Annotated in this window: 14 protein-coding genes and 2 pseudogenes; 4 read left to right on the forward strand and 12 right to left on the reverse strand. The window is 40.5% G+C overall.

Annotated elements, in window-relative coordinates; all coding sequences use genetic code 11:
• Window positions 1-4: 4 nt before the first annotated feature.
• Window positions 5-1,672 carry a proton-conducting transporter membrane subunit gene (locus P2G54_RS14660; protein ID WP_275872296.1) on the reverse strand — a complete coding sequence of 556 codons (1,668 nt, stop codon included), beginning with the start codon at window positions 1,670-1,672 and terminating at the stop codon, window positions 5-7.
• A 333-nt stretch (window positions 1,673-2,005) separates the two neighbouring features.
• Between P2G54_RS14660 and P2G54_RS14665 the strand changes: the two genes are divergently transcribed.
• Window positions 2,006-2,899, forward strand: a complete 894-nt coding sequence (locus P2G54_RS14665; protein WP_275872297.1) for a LysR family transcriptional regulator — start codon at window positions 2,006-2,008, stop codon at window positions 2,897-2,899.
• A 324-nt stretch (window positions 2,900-3,223) separates the two neighbouring features.
• Here P2G54_RS14665 and P2G54_RS14670 read toward each other — a convergent pair whose 3' ends face one another.
• Complete coding sequence (locus P2G54_RS14670) at window positions 3,224-3,835, reverse strand: alpha-ketoglutarate-dependent dioxygenase AlkB (protein ID WP_275872298.1); 612 nt, start codon at window positions 3,833-3,835, stop codon at window positions 3,224-3,226.
• Between the two features lie 723 nt (window positions 3,836-4,558).
• Here P2G54_RS14670 and P2G54_RS14675 point away from each other — a divergent pair.
• The 3 genes and pseudogenes from P2G54_RS14675 to P2G54_RS14685 form a co-directional block, all read left to right on the forward strand.
• Window positions 4,559-5,284 (forward strand): annotated as a pseudogene (locus tag P2G54_RS14675) (alpha/beta hydrolase); the annotation flags it as partial.
• A 7-nt stretch (window positions 5,285-5,291) separates the two neighbouring features.
• The gene (locus P2G54_RS14680) at window positions 5,292-5,912 is read left to right on the forward strand and encodes a PAS domain S-box protein (protein ID WP_275872299.1); all 621 of its coding nucleotides are present in this window, start codon (window positions 5,292-5,294) and stop codon (window positions 5,910-5,912) included.
• Between the two features lie 701 nt (window positions 5,913-6,613).
• On the forward strand, window positions 6,614-7,111 hold the full coding sequence (locus P2G54_RS14685) for a hypothetical protein (protein WP_275872300.1): 498 nt from the start codon (window positions 6,614-6,616) through the stop codon (window positions 7,109-7,111).
• A 778-nt stretch (window positions 7,112-7,889) separates the two neighbouring features.
• Here the strand turns inward: P2G54_RS14685 and P2G54_RS14690 are convergent.
• The 10 genes and pseudogenes from P2G54_RS14690 to P2G54_RS14735 form a co-directional block, all read right to left on the reverse strand.
• Window positions 7,890-8,624 carry an alpha/beta hydrolase gene (locus tag P2G54_RS14690; RefSeq protein ID WP_275872301.1) on the reverse strand — a complete coding sequence of 245 codons (735 nt, stop codon included), beginning with the start codon at window positions 8,622-8,624 and terminating at the stop codon, window positions 7,890-7,892.
• Between the two features lie 1,118 nt (window positions 8,625-9,742).
• Window positions 9,743-10,276, reverse strand: coding sequence for a DUF2490 domain-containing protein (locus P2G54_RS14695; protein WP_345795480.1), 534 nt, complete (start codon window positions 10,274-10,276; stop codon window positions 9,743-9,745).
• A 144-nt stretch (window positions 10,277-10,420) separates the two neighbouring features.
• On the reverse strand, window positions 10,421-10,999 hold the full coding sequence (locus tag P2G54_RS14700) for a hypothetical protein (RefSeq protein ID WP_275872302.1): 579 nt from the start codon (window positions 10,997-10,999) through the stop codon (window positions 10,421-10,423).
• Window positions 10,996-11,481, reverse strand: a complete 486-nt coding sequence (locus tag P2G54_RS14705; RefSeq protein WP_275872303.1) for a mechanosensitive ion channel domain-containing protein — start codon at window positions 11,479-11,481, stop codon at window positions 10,996-10,998. Before P2G54_RS14705 ends, P2G54_RS14700 begins: the two co-directional genes overlap by 4 nt.
• Window positions 11,482-12,069: 588 nt before the next feature.
• Window positions 12,070-12,369: a helix-turn-helix transcriptional regulator gene (locus P2G54_RS14710; protein WP_009033879.1), complete on the reverse strand. Its 300-nt coding sequence runs from the start codon at window positions 12,367-12,369 to the stop codon at window positions 12,070-12,072.
• A 4-nt stretch (window positions 12,370-12,373) separates the two neighbouring features.
• Window positions 12,374-12,709: pseudogene (locus tag P2G54_RS14715) on the reverse strand (type II toxin-antitoxin system RelE/ParE family toxin).
• A 455-nt stretch (window positions 12,710-13,164) separates the two neighbouring features.
• Window positions 13,165-13,878, reverse strand: coding sequence for an SUMF1/EgtB/PvdO family nonheme iron enzyme (locus tag P2G54_RS14720; protein ID WP_275872304.1), 714 nt, complete (start codon window positions 13,876-13,878; stop codon window positions 13,165-13,167).
• A gap of 10 nt (window positions 13,879-13,888) precedes the next feature.
• On the reverse strand, window positions 13,889-14,836 hold the full coding sequence (locus P2G54_RS14725; protein WP_275872305.1) for an SUMF1/EgtB/PvdO family nonheme iron enzyme: 948 nt from the start codon (window positions 14,834-14,836) through the stop codon (window positions 13,889-13,891).
• Window positions 14,837-15,035: 199 nt separating this feature from the next.
• The gene (locus tag P2G54_RS14730; RefSeq protein WP_275872306.1) at window positions 15,036-15,203 is read right to left on the reverse strand and encodes a hypothetical protein; all 168 of its coding nucleotides are present in this window, start codon (window positions 15,201-15,203) and stop codon (window positions 15,036-15,038) included.
• 79 nt (window positions 15,204-15,282) lie between these two features.
• Entirely contained in the window at window positions 15,283-18,795 is a 3,513-nt protein-coding gene (locus P2G54_RS14735; RefSeq protein WP_275872307.1) for a WG repeat-containing protein, read from the reverse strand.
• Window position 18,796 lies beyond the last annotated feature (1 nt).

The raw sequence follows: 18,796 nt of genomic DNA on the forward strand, positions 1-18,796 counted from the left end.
CGATTTAGGCCAATTGCTCTTCTAATTCTTTCACTTCGCTGTCCTCTGACGTCACTTTGCTGAGCTTGGGAGCTGTAATAGTCTGTTTGCTTTCTATGGAGTGAACATGCAATGCATTGACAAATCGGTCAAACCATGCATTTGCGTAAAAGCCGTTTCGAATGTGAATGGCTATCCTCTGATAGGCAGGTTTCATTTCAAGTTGAGGAGCCAGAATCTGAACAAAGACAGTCAGTCCAAAGGCAAGTAGGATAATTCCGCCCAGTATTATCTTGCTGAAGTCGGGCCTCGTTAATGCGGGTACTTCGGTTTTGATCAGGTAATGTGTGCCTGATTCCAAGGAGAAGAAAGCCACAGTCACAATGAATGCCATCAAGGTGGCCTGAGCCAATAATTTTACATTCCAGTTACTCGCCAAAGCCGAGGTAAAAAGCCTTGACAGCCCCAGGACTATTACGGCTCCAATGGCTAAAAGAGAAAGTTCATTTTCCAAATTTATGCCCCAGAGGATCGCGAAACCGGTGTACAAAAGAACTGCTAGTACAATTCCAAAGGCTATTTTTAAAGGCTTGGTACGTGGAGGCATCTTTATCACTTTGGTGCTGCGCAGAGCCTCGATCACACTTCCGGAGGAAAGAAAGGCATGAGCCTTGTAAAATGAATGGGCTACCAAATGAAGCAGGGCGGCCGGATAGACTCCCAAGCCACAAACCAGCAAGCTGAAGCCCATGTGGCCTACACTTGAATAACCCAAGGCTGTTTTTACAGAGGGTTGGGTAAGGTAAACCACCGAAGCAAAGAGGGCTGTAAATCCGCCAATGCTCATTAAAACAATCGGAGCGAGGGTACTGGCATCCATTACAAATGCCATTCGGATGATGAGGAATGGTCCGGCATTTAGTAGACCTGCATGCAACAAGGAAGAAACCGGCGTTGGCGTTTCCATGACTTCAATAAGCCAGCCATGTGTTGGAAATTGTGCTGATTTCAAAATAGCAGCTATAGCTAAAAACAAGGCGGCTAATTCCAACAGTACTGGGGTGTTTTCGGTTTGGAATCCACTTTTGATCGTTGAAAATATCAACTCCAGATTCCCTGTTCCATACTGCTTGTAGAGTAATATCAGAGCTATTAATAGTGATGCATCGCCTAAGCGGGCAAGAATAAACTTCTTTTTGGCGACAATTTGTGCACCCGGGCGTTCATGGTAAAAAATCAGCAATCGGTGCAGTGAAATACTGGTCAGGACCCATGAAAGGAAGAGTAGTCCCAAGTTTCCGGACAGGACAAGTAATTGTACCGATGCTATGGTCGCTGCCAACCTGCCAAGGAATGCACCTTGACGCGGATCACCGTCTAAGTAATTGATGCTGAATTTTACGATAATAAATCCCAGCAGAGCAATCATGCCCAGCATCACAAGGCTAAGCGAATCTATCCGGATGCTCCAGCCTATCTCTTTGAACCCAATAAATGAGGACTCTATGAGTCCCTCCTGAAATCCATAGAAGCAGCTCAATCCAACACTAATCAAACTCAGTAGGGTGGTGGTTTTACTCAAAGCAATGATTTGCTTGGGTCTTGATCCGGGCTGAAACCAGGATGCAAGAGCAATGGCTGCAAACAAGGCCGGTGAAAGCAGGGTAATAAGAGGTATTAGGTTTTGTGACATATTGAGAGGGGGTTATATCATTCCAATAAAATTTCTGGATTCAAGAAGTGATAGGGTTTTCCCAGTTCCTTCGCTTTTAATTAGTCCTGGATTTGGGTTGAATTGATGGGCTTGTTCGGAATGGGGCTTCTTTTGGGAGAGCTTCTGAAAGATTTTTGTTGCTTTTTCCAGAAGGTATTTTCCTTTCCGTGAATCGAGAACTGAATCAGTTCGGGTATGGATTCGATTCTTAACTGAAAGATTGCCCATGACTTTTTTTTGTTGGGGCAAATTTTATGAAAAGAACCTATAAATTTTCATTTATATTTGATATGGAACGCATGAACAATATTTATGAATTACACCATTCACCAACTCAAGATCTTTTTGAAAGTGGTTCAGACTCAAAGTATCACCAAAGCTGCTGAAGAGCTGTTTATGACCCAACCAGCCGTATCGATCCAGCTAAAAAATCTTCAGGATCAGTTTGATATTCCTCTCACCGAAGTCTTGGGGAGGCAACTTTATGTGACCGATTTTGGAAAGGAAATAGCCTTAATTGCCGAAAGGGTAATACAGGAGGTGGAAAATATCAATTACAAAACCCAGGCTTTTCAGGGGATTCTGACCGGAAAACTCAAAATTTCTTCTGCTTCTACGGGTAAATATGTGATTCCCTATTTTTTAAGTGATTTTATGGCGCAGCACACCGGTATTGATCTGGTACTCGATGTGACCAACAAAAGCATGGTGATCGACAGTCTGAGAAAAAATGAAATTGATTTTGCTCTGGTCTCTGTTGTTCCGGAGAAAATGAACGTTGAGGAAGAACTCCTACTGGAAAATAAACTTTTTTTAATGGGAAGTGAGCCCATCAGAAATGAAGGCAAACCCCTCATCTACCGGGAGGAGGGATCTGCTACTCGAATTGCGATGGAACACTATTTTGAGACCCAGGAGGGCAAAAAAAGAAAGCGTATGGAACTCACCTCGAACGAAGCCGTAAAGCAGGCAGTATTGGCTGGGCTCGGGCTTTCTATTATGCCCCTGATAGGGATGAAAAATGAACTCCTGAATAAGGAAATACACATTTTGCCTGCACCGGGACTACCTTTAAAAACGGAATGGAGGTTGGTTTGGCAAAAAGGAAAAAAGCTGTCACCTGTGGGGCAGGCTTTCTTGGACTATTTGAGAATGGAAAAAGAAAACATCCTAGCTAAGCATTTTGATTGGTATTTGAAGTTCTGAACGAGCTGAAGTAGGGCTCTTAAGACCAACCGCCTGAGATCCTTCCTTTACAAGTTGCTTGCTTCCTGTTGGATCTGACTTTGGCACATTTTTCTTGGTTGCCCGGATATTTGATCAACTAGAAAAACCATCAATACTAGGCTTCACTTGAATTTTTTTGGGCTGAACTTGTAAACAGTTCTTGATTGCTTGCGACAGAGTCGCTGTTTACTTGAAGTGGAATTCATTTAATTCTCAAGGAATGTGAAGGTTTTAACCAAGATTTCTGAGAGTAAAAGAATGGACATCTTTTTAGACCTTCTGTCAAGTCCCCTGAGCAAGGCTTTACCTTTCATCTATGGTACGAAAAGTCAGGTTTACTCTGGGAAGTGAGATTTTTTTGGTGGGAGGGAGACGGTGAAGCCAATGGGTTTGGGTGGTTCCTTTCATGACCAAAAGGCTTCCGTTTTCTAAAAACAGCTCCACCTTTTCAAGACTTTCCTTATGCTTGAAGGCGAATTTCCGTTCCGCACCCAAACTCAAAGAGGCAATGGCCCCGTTCTTTTTCAATTCCTTTTCCCCATCACTGTGCCAAGCCATTCCTTCGCTTCCGTCGTGGTAAAGATTCAGCAGACAGGAGTTGTAAGTTTCATCGGATTGTTTTTCCACCAGGGATTTTAGCTCCAGCAATTCCTCGGTCCAGGGCAGAGCGGATTTGGTGGTGTTGGAATAGGTATATTCAAAAGGCTTGTCTCCGTACCAGGCTACTTTTCTTTTGGTGATTATTTTCTTGCCGAAAATCACCGCTTCGTCATTTCTCCACTCGATTGTGCTTAGCAGAACCTTCAAAAAGTGATCAGCCTCCATTGGATTCAGCACTTTGCCATAGTAGTTGACAATCCCTTCCTTTGGGAGCCAGTTTTTCGAGGGGTTTATTTCCAGATCAAACAAAGTCATTTTTTTGGTTTTTAGGGTAAAACCGCAGAAGGGGCATTTGGCTCTTAATTTCAAATACTTCTTAACGTTCTTTTTCTCATTTTCATCGAAGATGCTTCTCCGTACCTCTTGAGTTCAATCCTGCGATGTGAGAAATTAGCAATTTCATCCTTTTTGCAATTGGTTGAAATGTATCAATTTTTGAATCTGTGTTTAGTGCGGATTATAAATTCGAATGGAAACCAAGGCAGGATCGAGCGTTAGCAAAGCTGTTGCAAAACTTTTTTGTGAGAGGCCAAATGGAGGCTTCCAAACTTCACCGAGTCATCGCAATTTTATTAATCAAATTTAAACAACACGCAGTCGGGGAATGTTTTTTCTCGCATTAAAGGACCAAAGATTGGGTCATTTCCGAAAAAAGCGGAATCCCTATTCCGAAGTCAATAAGTTTTTGGAAGTAGAAGCTGTCTTGTAGGCGCTTTTTAGGGTTTAAAGCAATGAAAATCAAGTCTTTGGTATCCTTTTTTTGCGTTTCAAAAATTAAGGTGTTTTTTATATACTATTTTTTTCATTTTATCGGTTTATAGAAGATTTCAACAACTAAAAAAATCTCAAATGGGTTGCCTAAAGCCTTCAGATTTTATAATTTGACTCGAAAGCAGTAAAAATGTTGGATAAATTGATTCAAAATCTTCCAATTGATATTTCAGGAGAAGGAGAGTTAGCCATAGTTTTGCCCATGGTTTTGGAGGGTGCAAGGAAGATTGGATACCTTATGTGGATTATTTCAAATCAAAAGCTACCATTTTCACATTTGACCATCTTGGAAGCATTCATATCGATGTTCCAGAGGAAATGGTTGATGCCCGCTTTTCGGACTCCGAGTTTCATACCGAATTACTGATCTCCATCATTAAGAAAACTACACAGAAAAAGAAAGTTTGTTTAGTGGCTCATAGCTACAGTGGATTATTGGGAGTAAATGCCTGCTTGGCGGAACCAGGCTTAATTGACCAAATGGTTCTTATTGGGTGCAACCCCCGTTTCCTAAATGACGGGGATTATCATGGGGGAATTACCCTGGAGATGGTCGACCAAATATTTAAGGATATTTCGGATAATTTCATTAACTGGGTAAGTGATTTTAAAGAGGTAGTTTTGGAGGAAGGCGCGGTAAATAGTGATAATTTTCAGGGGGCCATCCTTAGAATGGGGCCAAAGCGTGCCCTAGCGATCGCAAAAGCAATTTTCTTATCAGATTATAGAGATCAATTGCAATTTCTGGAGATACCAACTCTAGTCATTCACAGCAGTCCTGATCCAGTGGTTAGTGATGAAGCAGCCCAGTATTTGTGTTCAAACATTAAGGATGTACGTTGTGAGACGATTCAATCGAGTGGACACTTTCCTCATGTGAAAAATTTTGATTTAGTGGCTTCTCTCATTGAAGATTTTACTTTCCAAAATTAAAACAGCAGTGAAGGAATTTTCCATAAAGAACATCATCGAAGACTTTCCGGATCCAATAGCCATTTTGGATGGAAGTGGGTTTCTGCGTTACTTAAATACCCAATTTGTAAAGTCAATAGGGTTTGGGTATTTCGAGCTCATGTCTATAGATTTTCTCGGGTTTTTTAAACCGCGGATGTCCGGTAATTCCTTCGATTCTTTTTATCAGTTCTTTCAGGATATCGAACAGGAGGAATTAGAAATACCGCACTTTGGATTCGAGCTGGCATCTGGTCAAAAAAGACACTTCCTGCTCAGAGCAAATAAGGTTAGTTTCAGTGAAAATGTATACGTGATCATTCAATTACGGGATGTTGAGAGTAAAATTCTCCTGGAAACTGCCGAGCTTGAGCATTTGAAGACCTTGGATGACGCTTTGTTTAAACTCTCCCATGGAGTTCGTCATCCCGTTTCATTATGCCTCGGTTTGATTGATTTATTGGAAAGCCCAGAAGAGCTTACCGTTGAAGAAATCCGTACTTTTCTAGATTATTTTAAAGGGGCTGTACAGGATATAGATGAGGAAATCAGGGAAATGAATACGTTTTTGGCTAAAAACAAAAGGCTGCTCCAAAAAATCAGCGAGTAAATCCACTTCTTGGTCCTTGTCGAAAAATGTCATGTAGCATATTCCTTTTTTCGTGTAGGCAACGATAATTTTTCCAAATGGGCTTTCCACAAAACTGTAATTGATAGAGAGATTTTCTCCACCGTTTTTCAATTCACCGGGTGTCATTCCTTCAACGCTTACAAACAAATTATGCAGACGACCTGTGCCAGACTGCTTTGCTTACCAATATCAAATAAACTGGCCTGATGGTCCTTTAATAGTCCTTTGGCATATCCTATACTGATGGATTGCATGAATTTCTTTAGGCTTACTCAAGCCCATTCGGTGAAAAGGCGCTGGAAATGAAAAGGGCTCAGATGTATCTTTTTTTTTGGGCAATCTCATCCGGTCAACCATATATAGATTCCTTGCGTACCTATTAGTTCTGCTTCAGAAAAGAAACGTAAATAATAGATTTCGAAACCTTAAATCAATAAAATGAGACTTTTAAATCAAATGTTTTCTTTTCTCCTTCAACTTGTAAAAGATTTAATAAACTTTATAAAGAACCCCTCTTTAACAATCAGTCAAAGGAAGTCAACAGGAAGAAAAACAATTGAAACGATCGTATTTTTTTAATAAAAGTAACGTTCTCGGTTTTTGTAGGAGCGGTTGTAGGCGCTTTTTATGAGCCGGAAAACGAAGCAGTCCAATCCTTGAATGAAAGACTGTCACCCATTATGTTTCTAGTCGTTGGTGGAATGTTTTTACCCTTTCTTGAGGAAATCAATTTTCGGCTATCACTGCTTTTTAAGCCAATTTATCTAAGTCTTACCTCTGCCGGGCTGACTTATTATTTAGTCACAAAACTTGTGTATAGCACTAAATTAAGTATGGTTGATGAAAGCTTTTTTCAAAGGCTGATTAGTGCTTTACTTGTTGGGTTTGTTGCATTTATTATCGTTTCGTATAAGCCGATTAAAAATTACCTCATCAGGTTTTGGGCGGAAAACTTCCGCTTTATTTATTATGCATCCTGTGTGCTCTTTGCCTGGTTGCATATTTTTAATTTTAAACTCACTTTACTTAATGTTCTTTTACTTCCAATTTTAACTTTGCCCCAATTATTCAGTGCGACTATAGCAGGGTATACCCGCGTTGCCTTTGGTTTTCAGTATCCGCTATTAGTTCATATGGCAACAAACACCTTGTTTATCAGCCTTTCTCTTTTTTTATAGCCATTTATTTGGAGGTTTATAGACAGTAGTATAAAAAAATACCGGGTAGTATTTCAGTTGTTTGTTATTTGGTAAGTGGGTCGTGGTTTAAGACCGGGTTCTAAATTCGTGATTAACGGTCAAGGCTAAGTGCAGGCAGGCATTAAAACCCAATTCACTGTCCGCCACGACCGAAGTTTATTAAAGGTAATCACTTTCAATTTAGCTCTTTCCGCCCGCTTGCTCTTAGTTCCCATGATATAATCCGGTTCGTTTTAAGTTTAGAACCAAAAAGAGCATATCCTTGCCACCGAAGTATTCCCTAGGTTTTTCATTGGTATCGATGTGCACAAACGGCAGTGGAGCATTTCCATCTTTACTACCAATAGCCACATAAAACTTTCAGTTAGGCACCTGATCCCAAAACATCTAGTCATCTGTTGCTTTAAAGACTTTAAGTTGGGTTTTTGGATCTATCGTGATTTAATAGCCTTTGGCAACGAATGGCTGGTGGTTGATCCAGCAGAATCCCTATTCCCAATAAAGAAAGCAGTGAAAAGACAGGTCCCGTGGATAGCCGTAAAATGGCCAAATAGGTCCGAGAAGCACTGCTTCAAGGAATCTACATCCTATCCCTGGAAACAGAAGGGGCAGTCAGCTTTTCCGCTATAGGAAAAGACTTTGGGCTGATCTGATCTGGGTTGAAAAACAGGTAATCAAGTCAAAAACAGGCTAAAGAAGGAAAAAATGCTAGAAAATGAACTTTTGATTATTCATGGAAGCCAATGTTGCCACGTATTTAATGGTTTTCAATCTTTTGGAAAAAATCAATCAAGTATTCCAAGGTCATTTTTTGTTGTTCATTCAAGCTAATTGTGGCGGTTTCATCGGTCAACAAGTTGCCTAAATACCCAAATTGCGAATGATTCCCGCCTTTTATAATTTTTAAGATAGCATTTTTTGGCAACTTGTCTTTGTTTTCCATTACCTCTGAAACACTGGCCAATCCGTCAAATTCTGCATACAGTTTAATTGTTGGAATTTTCCTGTTTGATAAACTATAATCTCTAGGATGGGATGTTCCTAAAAGGAAAAGTCCTTTCATCAAATTGGCATTTTCGTAAACAAATTGAGCGGACATTTTTGCACCTTGGGAATGACCACCAAGTATGTAATTGTCATTCTGTAGGTTAAATAAATCCTCAATTTTCTTGTAATCCCATTGAGGCATTCGCCAATCCATTTTAATCAAGTGGCAAGTAAACCCGTTTTCAGCGATCTTTCGACATAGTGGTGCATAGGCTTCTGGGTCAGTCAACCCGCCTTGAAAAAAAATGATTTCACTTTTATGGTTTGAGTTTTTTGATAAAAATGTGATTTTGTCGCTACTTTCGATTACTGCAACTTTCTCGTTTTCCTTGTATATATTTTCTGGCAAATTCCGTGATTGATAGGTTGACCATTGCCAAATAAAAAAGACAGAAACAAGGCTAAACCAAATCAGCCTGAAAATTTTCCATTTCTTGATTTTCATAAAATCACATCAGTATAGCCATTCCTATAATAAATGAGGACGGAATTATTAAGATTTGTAATGTTTCAGTCTTTCTTTTTTTGGGAGCCAAATTCCAAACATAGTTTCTGTGGGTTAAGTTGGATATTTGTTTCTTTTATCGGTGGCATGAATTATTAATTTGTGCACCTTCGGTATGCTATTTTTTTTTTCAAAAATCAGGGACGCTTCCCTGGTAGGTTTATAATTGATTGAAATTAATCTTTAGTTCTGAATAACCAAAGAGATTTTGGGTAAAGTTTAGGTTTAGGCATACGCAAGTTCTGTACAAGAACTCACCAAGTGGGGGGAGGTCAGGGATACCAGTAAGTAAATGTCCTTTATCTGGTGATATTATATACGTTTTCTATAGCCTTTATATATTTTCAAAATAAATAAAACCCTAATATACCCTAAATAAACCCTATAAAAACCCTAAGTAAACGTCTGCTTTTGACGGTAAAGAAATTATCCTAGGGGCATTTTAGGGGAGCTCCGGATTGAGTGGGAGGAATTGGGTAAGTTTTCTAAGATTTTGTGGTTCGACCAGCTCATGAACTTAGGTAAGGCATACTTCGACAGGTTCGGTAAAAGAGCTCAGAAAATGTGATTTTTTAATCTGATGCTAACATAGGAGGCGCAGAGGACGTAAAGCTTGGGCAAAGGGAATTACAAATTCCTTTAAATAGCAAAACCTTCAAGGGCAAAGGGGGAGCTTTGTGCCAGTAGTAGCGGGCTGGGCTTGAGCTGAAAGGTAAAAATCTGATCAGATTAGGAGTTGATCCTGACCATACCTACGCCTGGAAGGACTCAGCGTCAAGAAAACTTCCTGTGGGAGTTTTTAGCTGAGGGCCAGACTGTATGGGAGGTAAAAAAGGAGGATGGGACATTGCCCAGAGTCCAATTTTAAATACTACGATCACTCTGTCAAGACTGAGGAAGAAAGGCTACGAGTCCATGCTTTCCTATTACCTCAAATCTCAACCTATAATCCAGTGAACCGACGTATATAGCCTGTCCCGATTTTCGGGATAAGTATTGAGAGGCGCACCTTGCTAACTTAACGGTTGGCGAGGCCGTCTACTCGATTGTATGCAGTTTTATATTTCGATAAACCAATTTATATTCATCCAGTAACTATGTCTGGTTGGCTGATTTAATAATGACCCGATTCGATAATCAAGCCCGATTTCAAATTTATGGTTGTCATTTATGACATATCCTAAAAAAGGAAGAAGTCGTGTTTCCAAATTGGCTCCATTTTCTTGTTGAAAACTACCTAAATATTCATTGCCCAGTTTGAGATAAAGTTCTTTTATATCCACAGAATGACCATTTAAAGGAATTTCTGCAACAATTCGATACCGCAAACGAAATTCAATAGGTTCTGATTTGCTTGTAGTTTGGTCTGACACAAACCTGTGAGCCAGTCTGAAACTATTGAGTTTTTGGGTAAAAGCGTATTGTTGAATAAACCTGTGATTAATTTCACCATCATCACGTATTCTAATTAAATAACCCACAGATATACGTGAGTTTAAGCCTACCTTTTTAGAAGCGATAGAAGTAAAATCAATTAAGGAAAAATCGTAATCGCTGTCTGTATCTCCGTTTATATCTTTCTTGTAAAAAATGTGACGTGATTCTTTTTTAAAATTATAAGACCAATCATTTTTCCATTGATATTAATCGAGGGTAGGATGCCGACCTGATGTGTACTTTGTGCAAATGATTTACTGCTACCGAACAGTATAAAAATCAATAAAATGTGTAAACATTTAGTATTCAAGATGACTAGAAGATTTAAATATTATTTTTGACATTGACTCCATCCTGCCACTATTACTAAATTGGAATTCATAAAGGGCCTTTTCTTTTTTTTCAGAGCATTTAACAATTAATTCGTATTTTATTAAAAGATTGTCTGAATGCACATCATTATTAAGTTTGTTAATGATGTGCGATATATGACCCGAATATTGAATCTGTATTTTTTGAATTTTATACTTGTTGTAGCTTTTAGATAGGTAATTATTAATAGAGTCACGCAGGGGGTGGTCTAAATCAATAATTGAAATTTCTACTTCAGTATCTTCAATGTTTCCGAGTGTATCAAACTCTATGCTGTATTTAGATTTATCATTTGTAAACTTTGCTTCAATAGATTTAGATGTTAATCCTTCTTCTAAATACCATTTTACTTTACAACCTATGCAAATTTCATTTATAAATTCGGTTGCAGAGGTATGAACGCTGTTGGCATGAATACGTTCTTCTTTTTCATATTTTTCTTGAGCAAAAACAGATTTGTAATAGATTAATATATAAACGATTAGAGTTAGATAATATCTGTTCATTTCGATTCTTTTTTTATCATTTTTTGCAAAAAAACATTGTTTGGAATCGTAATTATTTCACCATCACTATTTTTAATTTTGGTAAAAAACAGACCTATATCACTAATCTTACCTTCAATTTCATAATCTTTATCGAAAATTCTTACTCTATCTTCTATTCTAATTGGGTGAGAGAAGAAAATTATGACGCTAGCAGTTATGTTCGATAAAATAGACCATTGTGCAAACATAGCCACACCAACGACTGTAATACCATAGCTTAGAAACTTAATAAGTTCGGATTGATTAACTCCCCAGATTAAAAAGAAAATGAATATTGTAATAACCAGACCAAGTATGTTGATTGCTTTTTTAATTATTTTACCTCTTCCTTTTTGTAGTAAGTTGTTGTTAATAGTTTTATCAATGACTTTACCAGTTATTAGACGCATCAATAAATAAAGTGCTACAATTGCACCTGATTCTATGAATTTTATTTCCATAAGTTATGATAATTGCATACAACGGTTATGTATATGTAACGTTTTGCATTTCGAACCAATTTCCAGTCAAGTTACTAGTGCATTTGATACGGGCTGAAATGCTTGATAACCCTCTGAATGCCAAATGTTCTATATACGATGTGTGTGCCTTGAATGGTGAATATAGGTCAAAACGATGACCATTCCAACGGGTGAAAGTCCCTAAGTGCGGGGGTAATCCCGATTCTCGGGACAGGCTGACCCGAAGCTAAGCAAGTGGCAAGCTGGTTTGCCGTGAGAGGACTCAGCGTCAAGAAAACTTCCTGTGGGAGTTTTTAGCTTAGGGCCAGACTGTATGGGAGGTGAAAAAGGAGGATGGGCCATTGCCCAAAATCCAATTTTAAATACTACGATCACTCTGTCAAGACTGAGGAAGAAAGGCTACGAGTCCATGCTTTCCTATTACCTCAAATCGCAATCTATAATCCAATGAACGGCCGTATATAGCCTGTCCCGATTTTCGGGATAAGTAGTGAGAGGCGCACCTTGCTAACTTAACGGTTGGCGAGGCCGTCTACTCGATTAGAGTGCGTTATTCCTTTCGAGTGCTTACAGGAATGTTAACCCAATTCTTTTATTCAATCCTTGTTCAAATATCCGGATCAAAGTTGACAACTGGATATTTCCTTTTCCATTTTCAAGCTTTGAGATATAACTTTTCTTTGTTCCAGCCTTTTCCGCCAATTGCTCCTGGGTCAAATTCGCTTCCTTCCTGGCTTCTTTTAGCATTTCGCTGATAATGAACATCTGGGCATTCTCTTCATACTTATTCCTGCTTTCACTTCCAATCTTGCCGTGTTCCAGTTCAATCAGTTCATCGAATGTTTTGACTTTGCTATAATCCTTCATAATCTTATTTCTTGGTTTGGAAATATTCCTTCATTAATCTTTCTGCTTTCTCTATTTCTTTCTTTGGGGTCTTCTGAGTCTTCTTTTGAAATCCGTTGAAAAGGACTACCAGCTTTCCTTCATCAAAGCAGCAGAATATCCTGTAAATATTTGAATGGTATTCCACCCTCTCTTCAAATAACCCTTCAGTTCCTTCAAGATGCTTGAGAAACTTCTCGGGTACCCTTTCCACTTGCTTGATCAGTTCAAAAACATACTGAATCTTACTCTTGACCTTTACATTCTGGCTTTGGTAAAACTATATAAAGTGGTTTTCATAAAAAATTATCTTTCTTACCATACTTACAAAGTTATCTCAAAAGATAACATTTTCCAAAATGTCTATCTCTAAACGTTATTTTAAGGAAAATATACAATTCATATATAGTTTTATCTTTGAGGAAAGTTCAATGTTTATGTAAGAATTAATTCAGTTTGATAGTTTTCCTACCACAAGATTTCCCAATTGTTTCGAAAGCACCTTCGATAAGTAAATAGGGCCAAAATCAGATTTTATGCTTCACAGGAATTAAGAAGTTGAGGGTATGTTATTTTCCGATACTTGAAATGTGTAATGAATGTCCATGGCTAGAGCACAAAGATCTTCTCAATCGTATTTAAACACTATGAGCTAGGTATTTTTTATTTGAAGCCTGCGGATTGCCTTAGGAAATCAGCTTGGTTTGTGCAAAAGGTTGACATCTATCGTTGATTGAATACCTTCGTTGGTAATTGATTGCACATCCCAATTCGGAATCAGTCCGTATTAATGACCACCCTGAAACCAATGTCCTGCCTGCGCAAATCTTTGCTGTATCTCTGGCTTGAATTTATGCGGACATGGTCCGCTGATTCAAAAAAACTTCCACCTACCACAGTGGACTGCCCCTGGTCCCTCGGTTCGGCAAGTACCCACTCCCACACATTCCCACAAAGCGCATAGAGTCCCAGCTCATTCGGCTGCATACAGGTGATGCATTCAGGTTTTTCCTTGCTGTTTCCAATATAGACCACATAGGGATTGGGGAGTTCTTGGTTGTTCATGAAGTCTGGGGTGTCGAAATTTCCGGCACGGGCCGCATATTCCCATTGTTGTCGGGTGGGTAGGGTAAAAAGTATACCGTGTTTATTGGACAACCAATCACAATAGGCCAGGGCATCGGCATAAGTAACATTTACAATGGGCCGTTTGGGGTCTTTCCATCCCCAGTCGGGTTCGGGGGGCATGTTACGGCCAGTCTCCTTACAGAATTGTTTGAAATCTTGGACACTGACCTCGGTACTGCCAATCCGGAAGCTTGGAATATCATGGGAAAAATAGGTTTTAGTGATATTGGTGATACTGTCATATACCTGTGTGCCAAACAGGCCACCCTCTACATACACCATATCCACTGGCAGGTTGTTCTGGGCATGGAGGGCCATTGGCAAGATGGCTAGAATCATCAACAGTTTTTTGTAGGTGTTCATTGTTTTGGTATTATTCGTTCTGGGTTTCCATAAGTTGTTTTACGAGTTGTTCCAATTCCTTGGCCAAGGAAAGTTGGGAGGGGTCAAAATCGAAAGGCAGGCCGATGTGGAGGATCCTTTCGATTTTCATTGTACCATCTTGTTCAAATTCGAAGTTTTGCATACAACAAAAAATGATCTTATGGTTATCCTCATCCACACTGATTGGAAAACTTTCAGGAGGTGTGTCCCCATATCCCATGTTAAATTCTTCAACTTGCATATCATGCTCGTAAATGGTGATGTCTTTATTGGGCAGAAGTACCTTAACTATGGTATTGGCCCTGTTGATGTGCAATGTAGTCTCAAAATCCTGGGCATTGGCCACAGGCCTGAAGCCTATGCTCATATCCTCCATGTCCTTGCTCACGGCAAACCTTGTTTTTGGGGACAGGCTTTTTGGGTGTTCTTGGTAGTCACCGCCCTTGATAATGAAGTAGCGCTCGTCTCCTTCGGGTTCGGGTGTGGATGTCCATTCCCAAACATTGCCCAACATACCATACAATCCATTTCCATTGGGCTTTGTGCATTCAACACAACGGGGTTTCTTCGCTCTTTTGGGGGCGGATGTTCCTTTGGCGGCCAATTCCCATTCGGTCTCGGTGGGCAGGCGGAAATGGGTGAGGTAGGTGTCCGAAATATGCTCCAGATACCTTTCAGCATCCTCTTTGTTTACCAGAGCGGGCAGATTGGCCGCTTCATCGGACAGCTTTTGGGTCGAAGTATCGTTCCAGAATTTCAGGAAGTCATAGAACTCACCTGCACTGATGGCATATTTGAACATATAGAAATGGTGCCCATCCGCTTTGATTTCCACAAAATCTTCCAGAAAACCACCTTGCTGTGCCGTGGCGCCAAGACCCAATGAAAAAGTGGCAAGCAGCGTAAGGATTTCGATTTTTTTCAGATTCAGGTTCATGTTTTTTCTTTAATGGTTCTGATGTACTCTGAACAGCTGCCTTCCCAATGGTATTTTACACATCGGCCACGGCTAAACCCATGTTGACCATTGTCATGCCCGTATAGTATGTGTGCGCACTCTGGGCAAAGCCCCTGTATTGGTGAGGAATGGCCAAAATTGTTTCTTTGGCATTCGTTGCATATCTGGAGGGCGTGTTTCATCGGTTCCGTTTGATTGAATAGTTCACGATCATTTCTTCCCTAAGCCTCATTTGCAGCTCTTTTTCCATTTCATGCCAGCGTTCAGGCAAATCGTCCTGTTCCAATAGTTCATGCATTTTGGATTCCTTTACCTGTTCTTTGAAAACCGATCGGTAGATTTCCAAAAAAGGTTCGGCCTTAGCAGCGGCATGTACGGGTCGATCATCAAATGGTCAGGACAATGCCTGGATGGTTACAGGCTCTTTATTTTATTTTTTTGCCCTTCATGTCTATATAAAACCCTTCCCCTTTGTAATCCTTGACCCATGCCTTACCGGAACTAAAATGCCCTGCTTCCTTAAACTTGAAGGGGATCACTGTTTTTCCTTGCCGATCGATGTAGCCCCATTTTCCATTTTTTTTGGCAGCGGTCACGCCCTCGCTCCCAATAAATGCATATCCATCCTCAAACTGATTTCGAACAACCATTTGGTTGGCTAAGTTGATATACCCTGCTTTTCCATTCAATACTACCTTCGCCAAGCCGTTGTAAAAGAAATCCGCTCTTTCATACATGAACGGAGTCTTGATGTTGCCATGGTTGTCAATGTGTCCATATTTTCCGTTCAATTTTGCCACAATATATTGATTGTCATATTCATCCATTCTAAGTGCTTCGTATTTGGGTGGGATGGTCTCCACCCCATTTTTATCCAAGGCCCCATATTTTCCGTTGAGCCTTACGACTCCTTTTGCACCCCTGCCCACCAGTTCGATGGACTCGTACTTAAATGGGACCACGAAATTGTAAACAGAATCCAGCAGGGCCATCTTATCTCCCTTTCTTGCAAAATAGTAACCTTTCATTTCCATGGTGGGATAAGTTCTCGTCGCTTTCCATACTGCATCGTATGGACTCTGTCCCGTCTCTTCTTGTACGGTTTTACCGGTCTTTGCAATACTGGGATTTTCTTCTTCAAGAAATGAAAATAAGGCATCATGGTCTTTCATGAATTCGGGGAAATGGCGCAGGAACAGTTTGAAATTATTGTTGTAATACGCCATAAATTCATCCTCGTCACCCTCTTCGTATGCTTCTTGAAATAGGTCTTTGGCAAGTTCCACATTCTTTGGGACACCTTTTCCGGCAAAGTGGGCAACCGCCAAAAAGATATTGGCCTCGGGATATTGCGAAGATTGTTGCTCCCAAACGGCCACAGCCTTGGCATAGTCTTGTGGGACATCTTTTCCATCGTAATGATAAAAACCCGAATAGATCCCATCTTTATGGATGTCAAAGGCTTTTAAGGAATTTTTCTTTTCCAGATAGCACAATCCCAACCTATCATCCACGTCATACCCTTTTTCCTTTAAGATCAAATATTGTTCCATCGCACGGTCTATGGTGGTATTGCATTTCTTTGTCCGTTCATGTTTGAACAAAATGGCATCGGCCATTACCACACGACAATTGTTTCTTTTGTCTTCAGGTTGTTCTGGATTATTGATGACATCTTGCAAAGGATTGATCAAACAGGAATCCCATAACCCGACATCCACACTCACCATGGCATATTCGTATTGGGCTTCCAGTACCTTTTGATCAAACACCAGTTCACTGAAATAGTCCTTAGATCTATCGATAATTTTCAAAAAACCATTTTGTCCATAAGCAAAGGCCTTGGCGAGCAAAAGTTTGAACCGGTTTCTCACCTCCATGGGCTGTTCCCAATTGTTGGCCACCTGCACCATCATCTTTTCGGCCAAAAGAGGACGGTTATTGTTGAAATAGTAAAGGGCAAGGTCGCTTTCTGATTGCAGATCGCCCAATTCCACTGCCTTTGAAAGATAGGTGATGGCCTTTTCAGGGTTTTTTTCCGAGCCAATACCTGAAAAATACATTTGGGACAAAGTCCTTAGGGAATAGACCGAGCCATTTTCAGCGGCTTTTTCAAACCACTTTTTGGACTCGGTATAGTTTTTTTGAAGATAGTGGATGTATCCAATGGCCTCCATGTCTATGTTCATGAAAAGCCCCTTGTTAAAATTCCCACCATTCTGCTTGAGACCTTCCTTGTAGATCTTGAGTGCTTCGGGATAGTTTTTTTGGTTGAAAAGCGTGGCGGCCTTTGCAAATAGTTGGTTAATGGGTTTCACTGCCTCGTTCCCCCCATAAACCACATTGGCGTTTTCCCCTAGATAATATAGCGATTTTGTATTGAGGTCAAGGGCATTTAATTTGTTCTTGAACGCTGTGTAAGCTGAAAGGGCCTCGGATTCGGATTGGAAATAGCCCACGATGTCATGATAAACATTGGTGTAATTTTTTGGGTCAATGGAGACTTTATAAATGTCTTCCATGATTTCCTTGCTATCGGGCCAACTGCCATCGGGGTATTGGCCAATGGCAAAAACATTGGATACGTGGATGTTTTCCAAATCCCTGAACCCCCCGGTGTAGTGATAGAAGAAATAATAAAGCTTGTTATAGCTTGAATTGATCCCATTATAGGGCAACTCCTCGCTGGGCAGGGAATGAAAATACGCTGCCCTTTGTTTGGCAAGCGCATCTTGTCTGGCATTCTCTTCTTGTTGCCTTTTCCTTGCCAAGCGTTGCCTCCTTTGCCTTTCGCGCCATTCCCGATCTAACTGTTCCTCGGTTTTTCGATCACGCTGTTCAATTTGGTCTATCAGTTTATTGAAAGTGTCCCATGCACCGCTTTTTTCCAAATAGTATGCGCCCGGATTTGTGGCATATTTTAGTTTTTCACGCTGTTGCCTTATGTATGCCTCCCTTTCATATTCCATTTGCCTTAAGGTTTTGCCAGCCTCTTCGGCCTTTTTGTAAACATCCTTCGAAGCACTGTTGGATTTTGAATAACTTTGGGATGAAGGGGTACTCTTTCTTTGGGAAGTAGCGGTTTTGGCTGTTGTGGTGGACGTTGAGGTCAAAACCGGACCGATGGAAGATGAACTTGGGGAAGCACTACTGGTCGAATTTTGGTTTGCTGCGGCTTCTTTTTGCAATCGCTCTTGTTCTGCTCTATGGGTAATGGCCTTATCGGTATCTTCAATCAGTTTTAAGGTATTGGTGTTTTGGGTGAGGGCATAGGCTTTTTGGTAGTGTTCCTTTGCCTTTTTGAAGTTGCCGATTCCATATTCCACATGCCCTTGGCGCAAATGGGAGTCTGCTTTGGCAGTGTCCTCCTTTTTCTTTTTATCGGCCTTTAGGGCAGAGGCAACTTTAAGGCTTCTGTCGCCAGTGGCGTCTCCCCTCAAAACCATTACATTGGTTAGCCGAAAATTGTTGACATTATTTTTGTACTCTTCTTTTTTGGGATCCTTCCCCACCTGTTTCAGGACATCAAAGGTTTCCCCGAAACAGCCTCCAAAATTCCCTACGATGTAATTGAGGTTGACTTTTCCAAAGAAAGTACTCCCATAATAGAGGTCGGCCTGCACTTCATCTATACTGACATTGGATGCAGAAGGCCAAATACCTGGAGCTATTTCATCAACTGTGCCTTTGTAGTAGCGTTGGCCATCCATCATGAAGGCCGTGAAATTGGCATTTTTTGTATAGCCTATGCCCAGTTGCACATCGCCGCCACAGTTCACGAACTGGTACCGGAATTCCACACCGGAAAACTCAAATCCGGTTGCAGGACCCTTGTAGTTCAATGACCCCCTGTTGAGGTCCAAAGTCAGGCTTTTGACATCCCCTTTCTGGGAAAAGGTTTTTGTTCCTATCAGGACAAGGAACAGAAATGGTAACATT

The sequence above is a fragment of the Algoriphagus sp. CAU 1675 genome (assembly GCF_029222925.1).
In the GTDB taxonomy this organism is placed as follows: domain Bacteria; phylum Bacteroidota; class Bacteroidia; order Cytophagales; family Cyclobacteriaceae; genus Algoriphagus.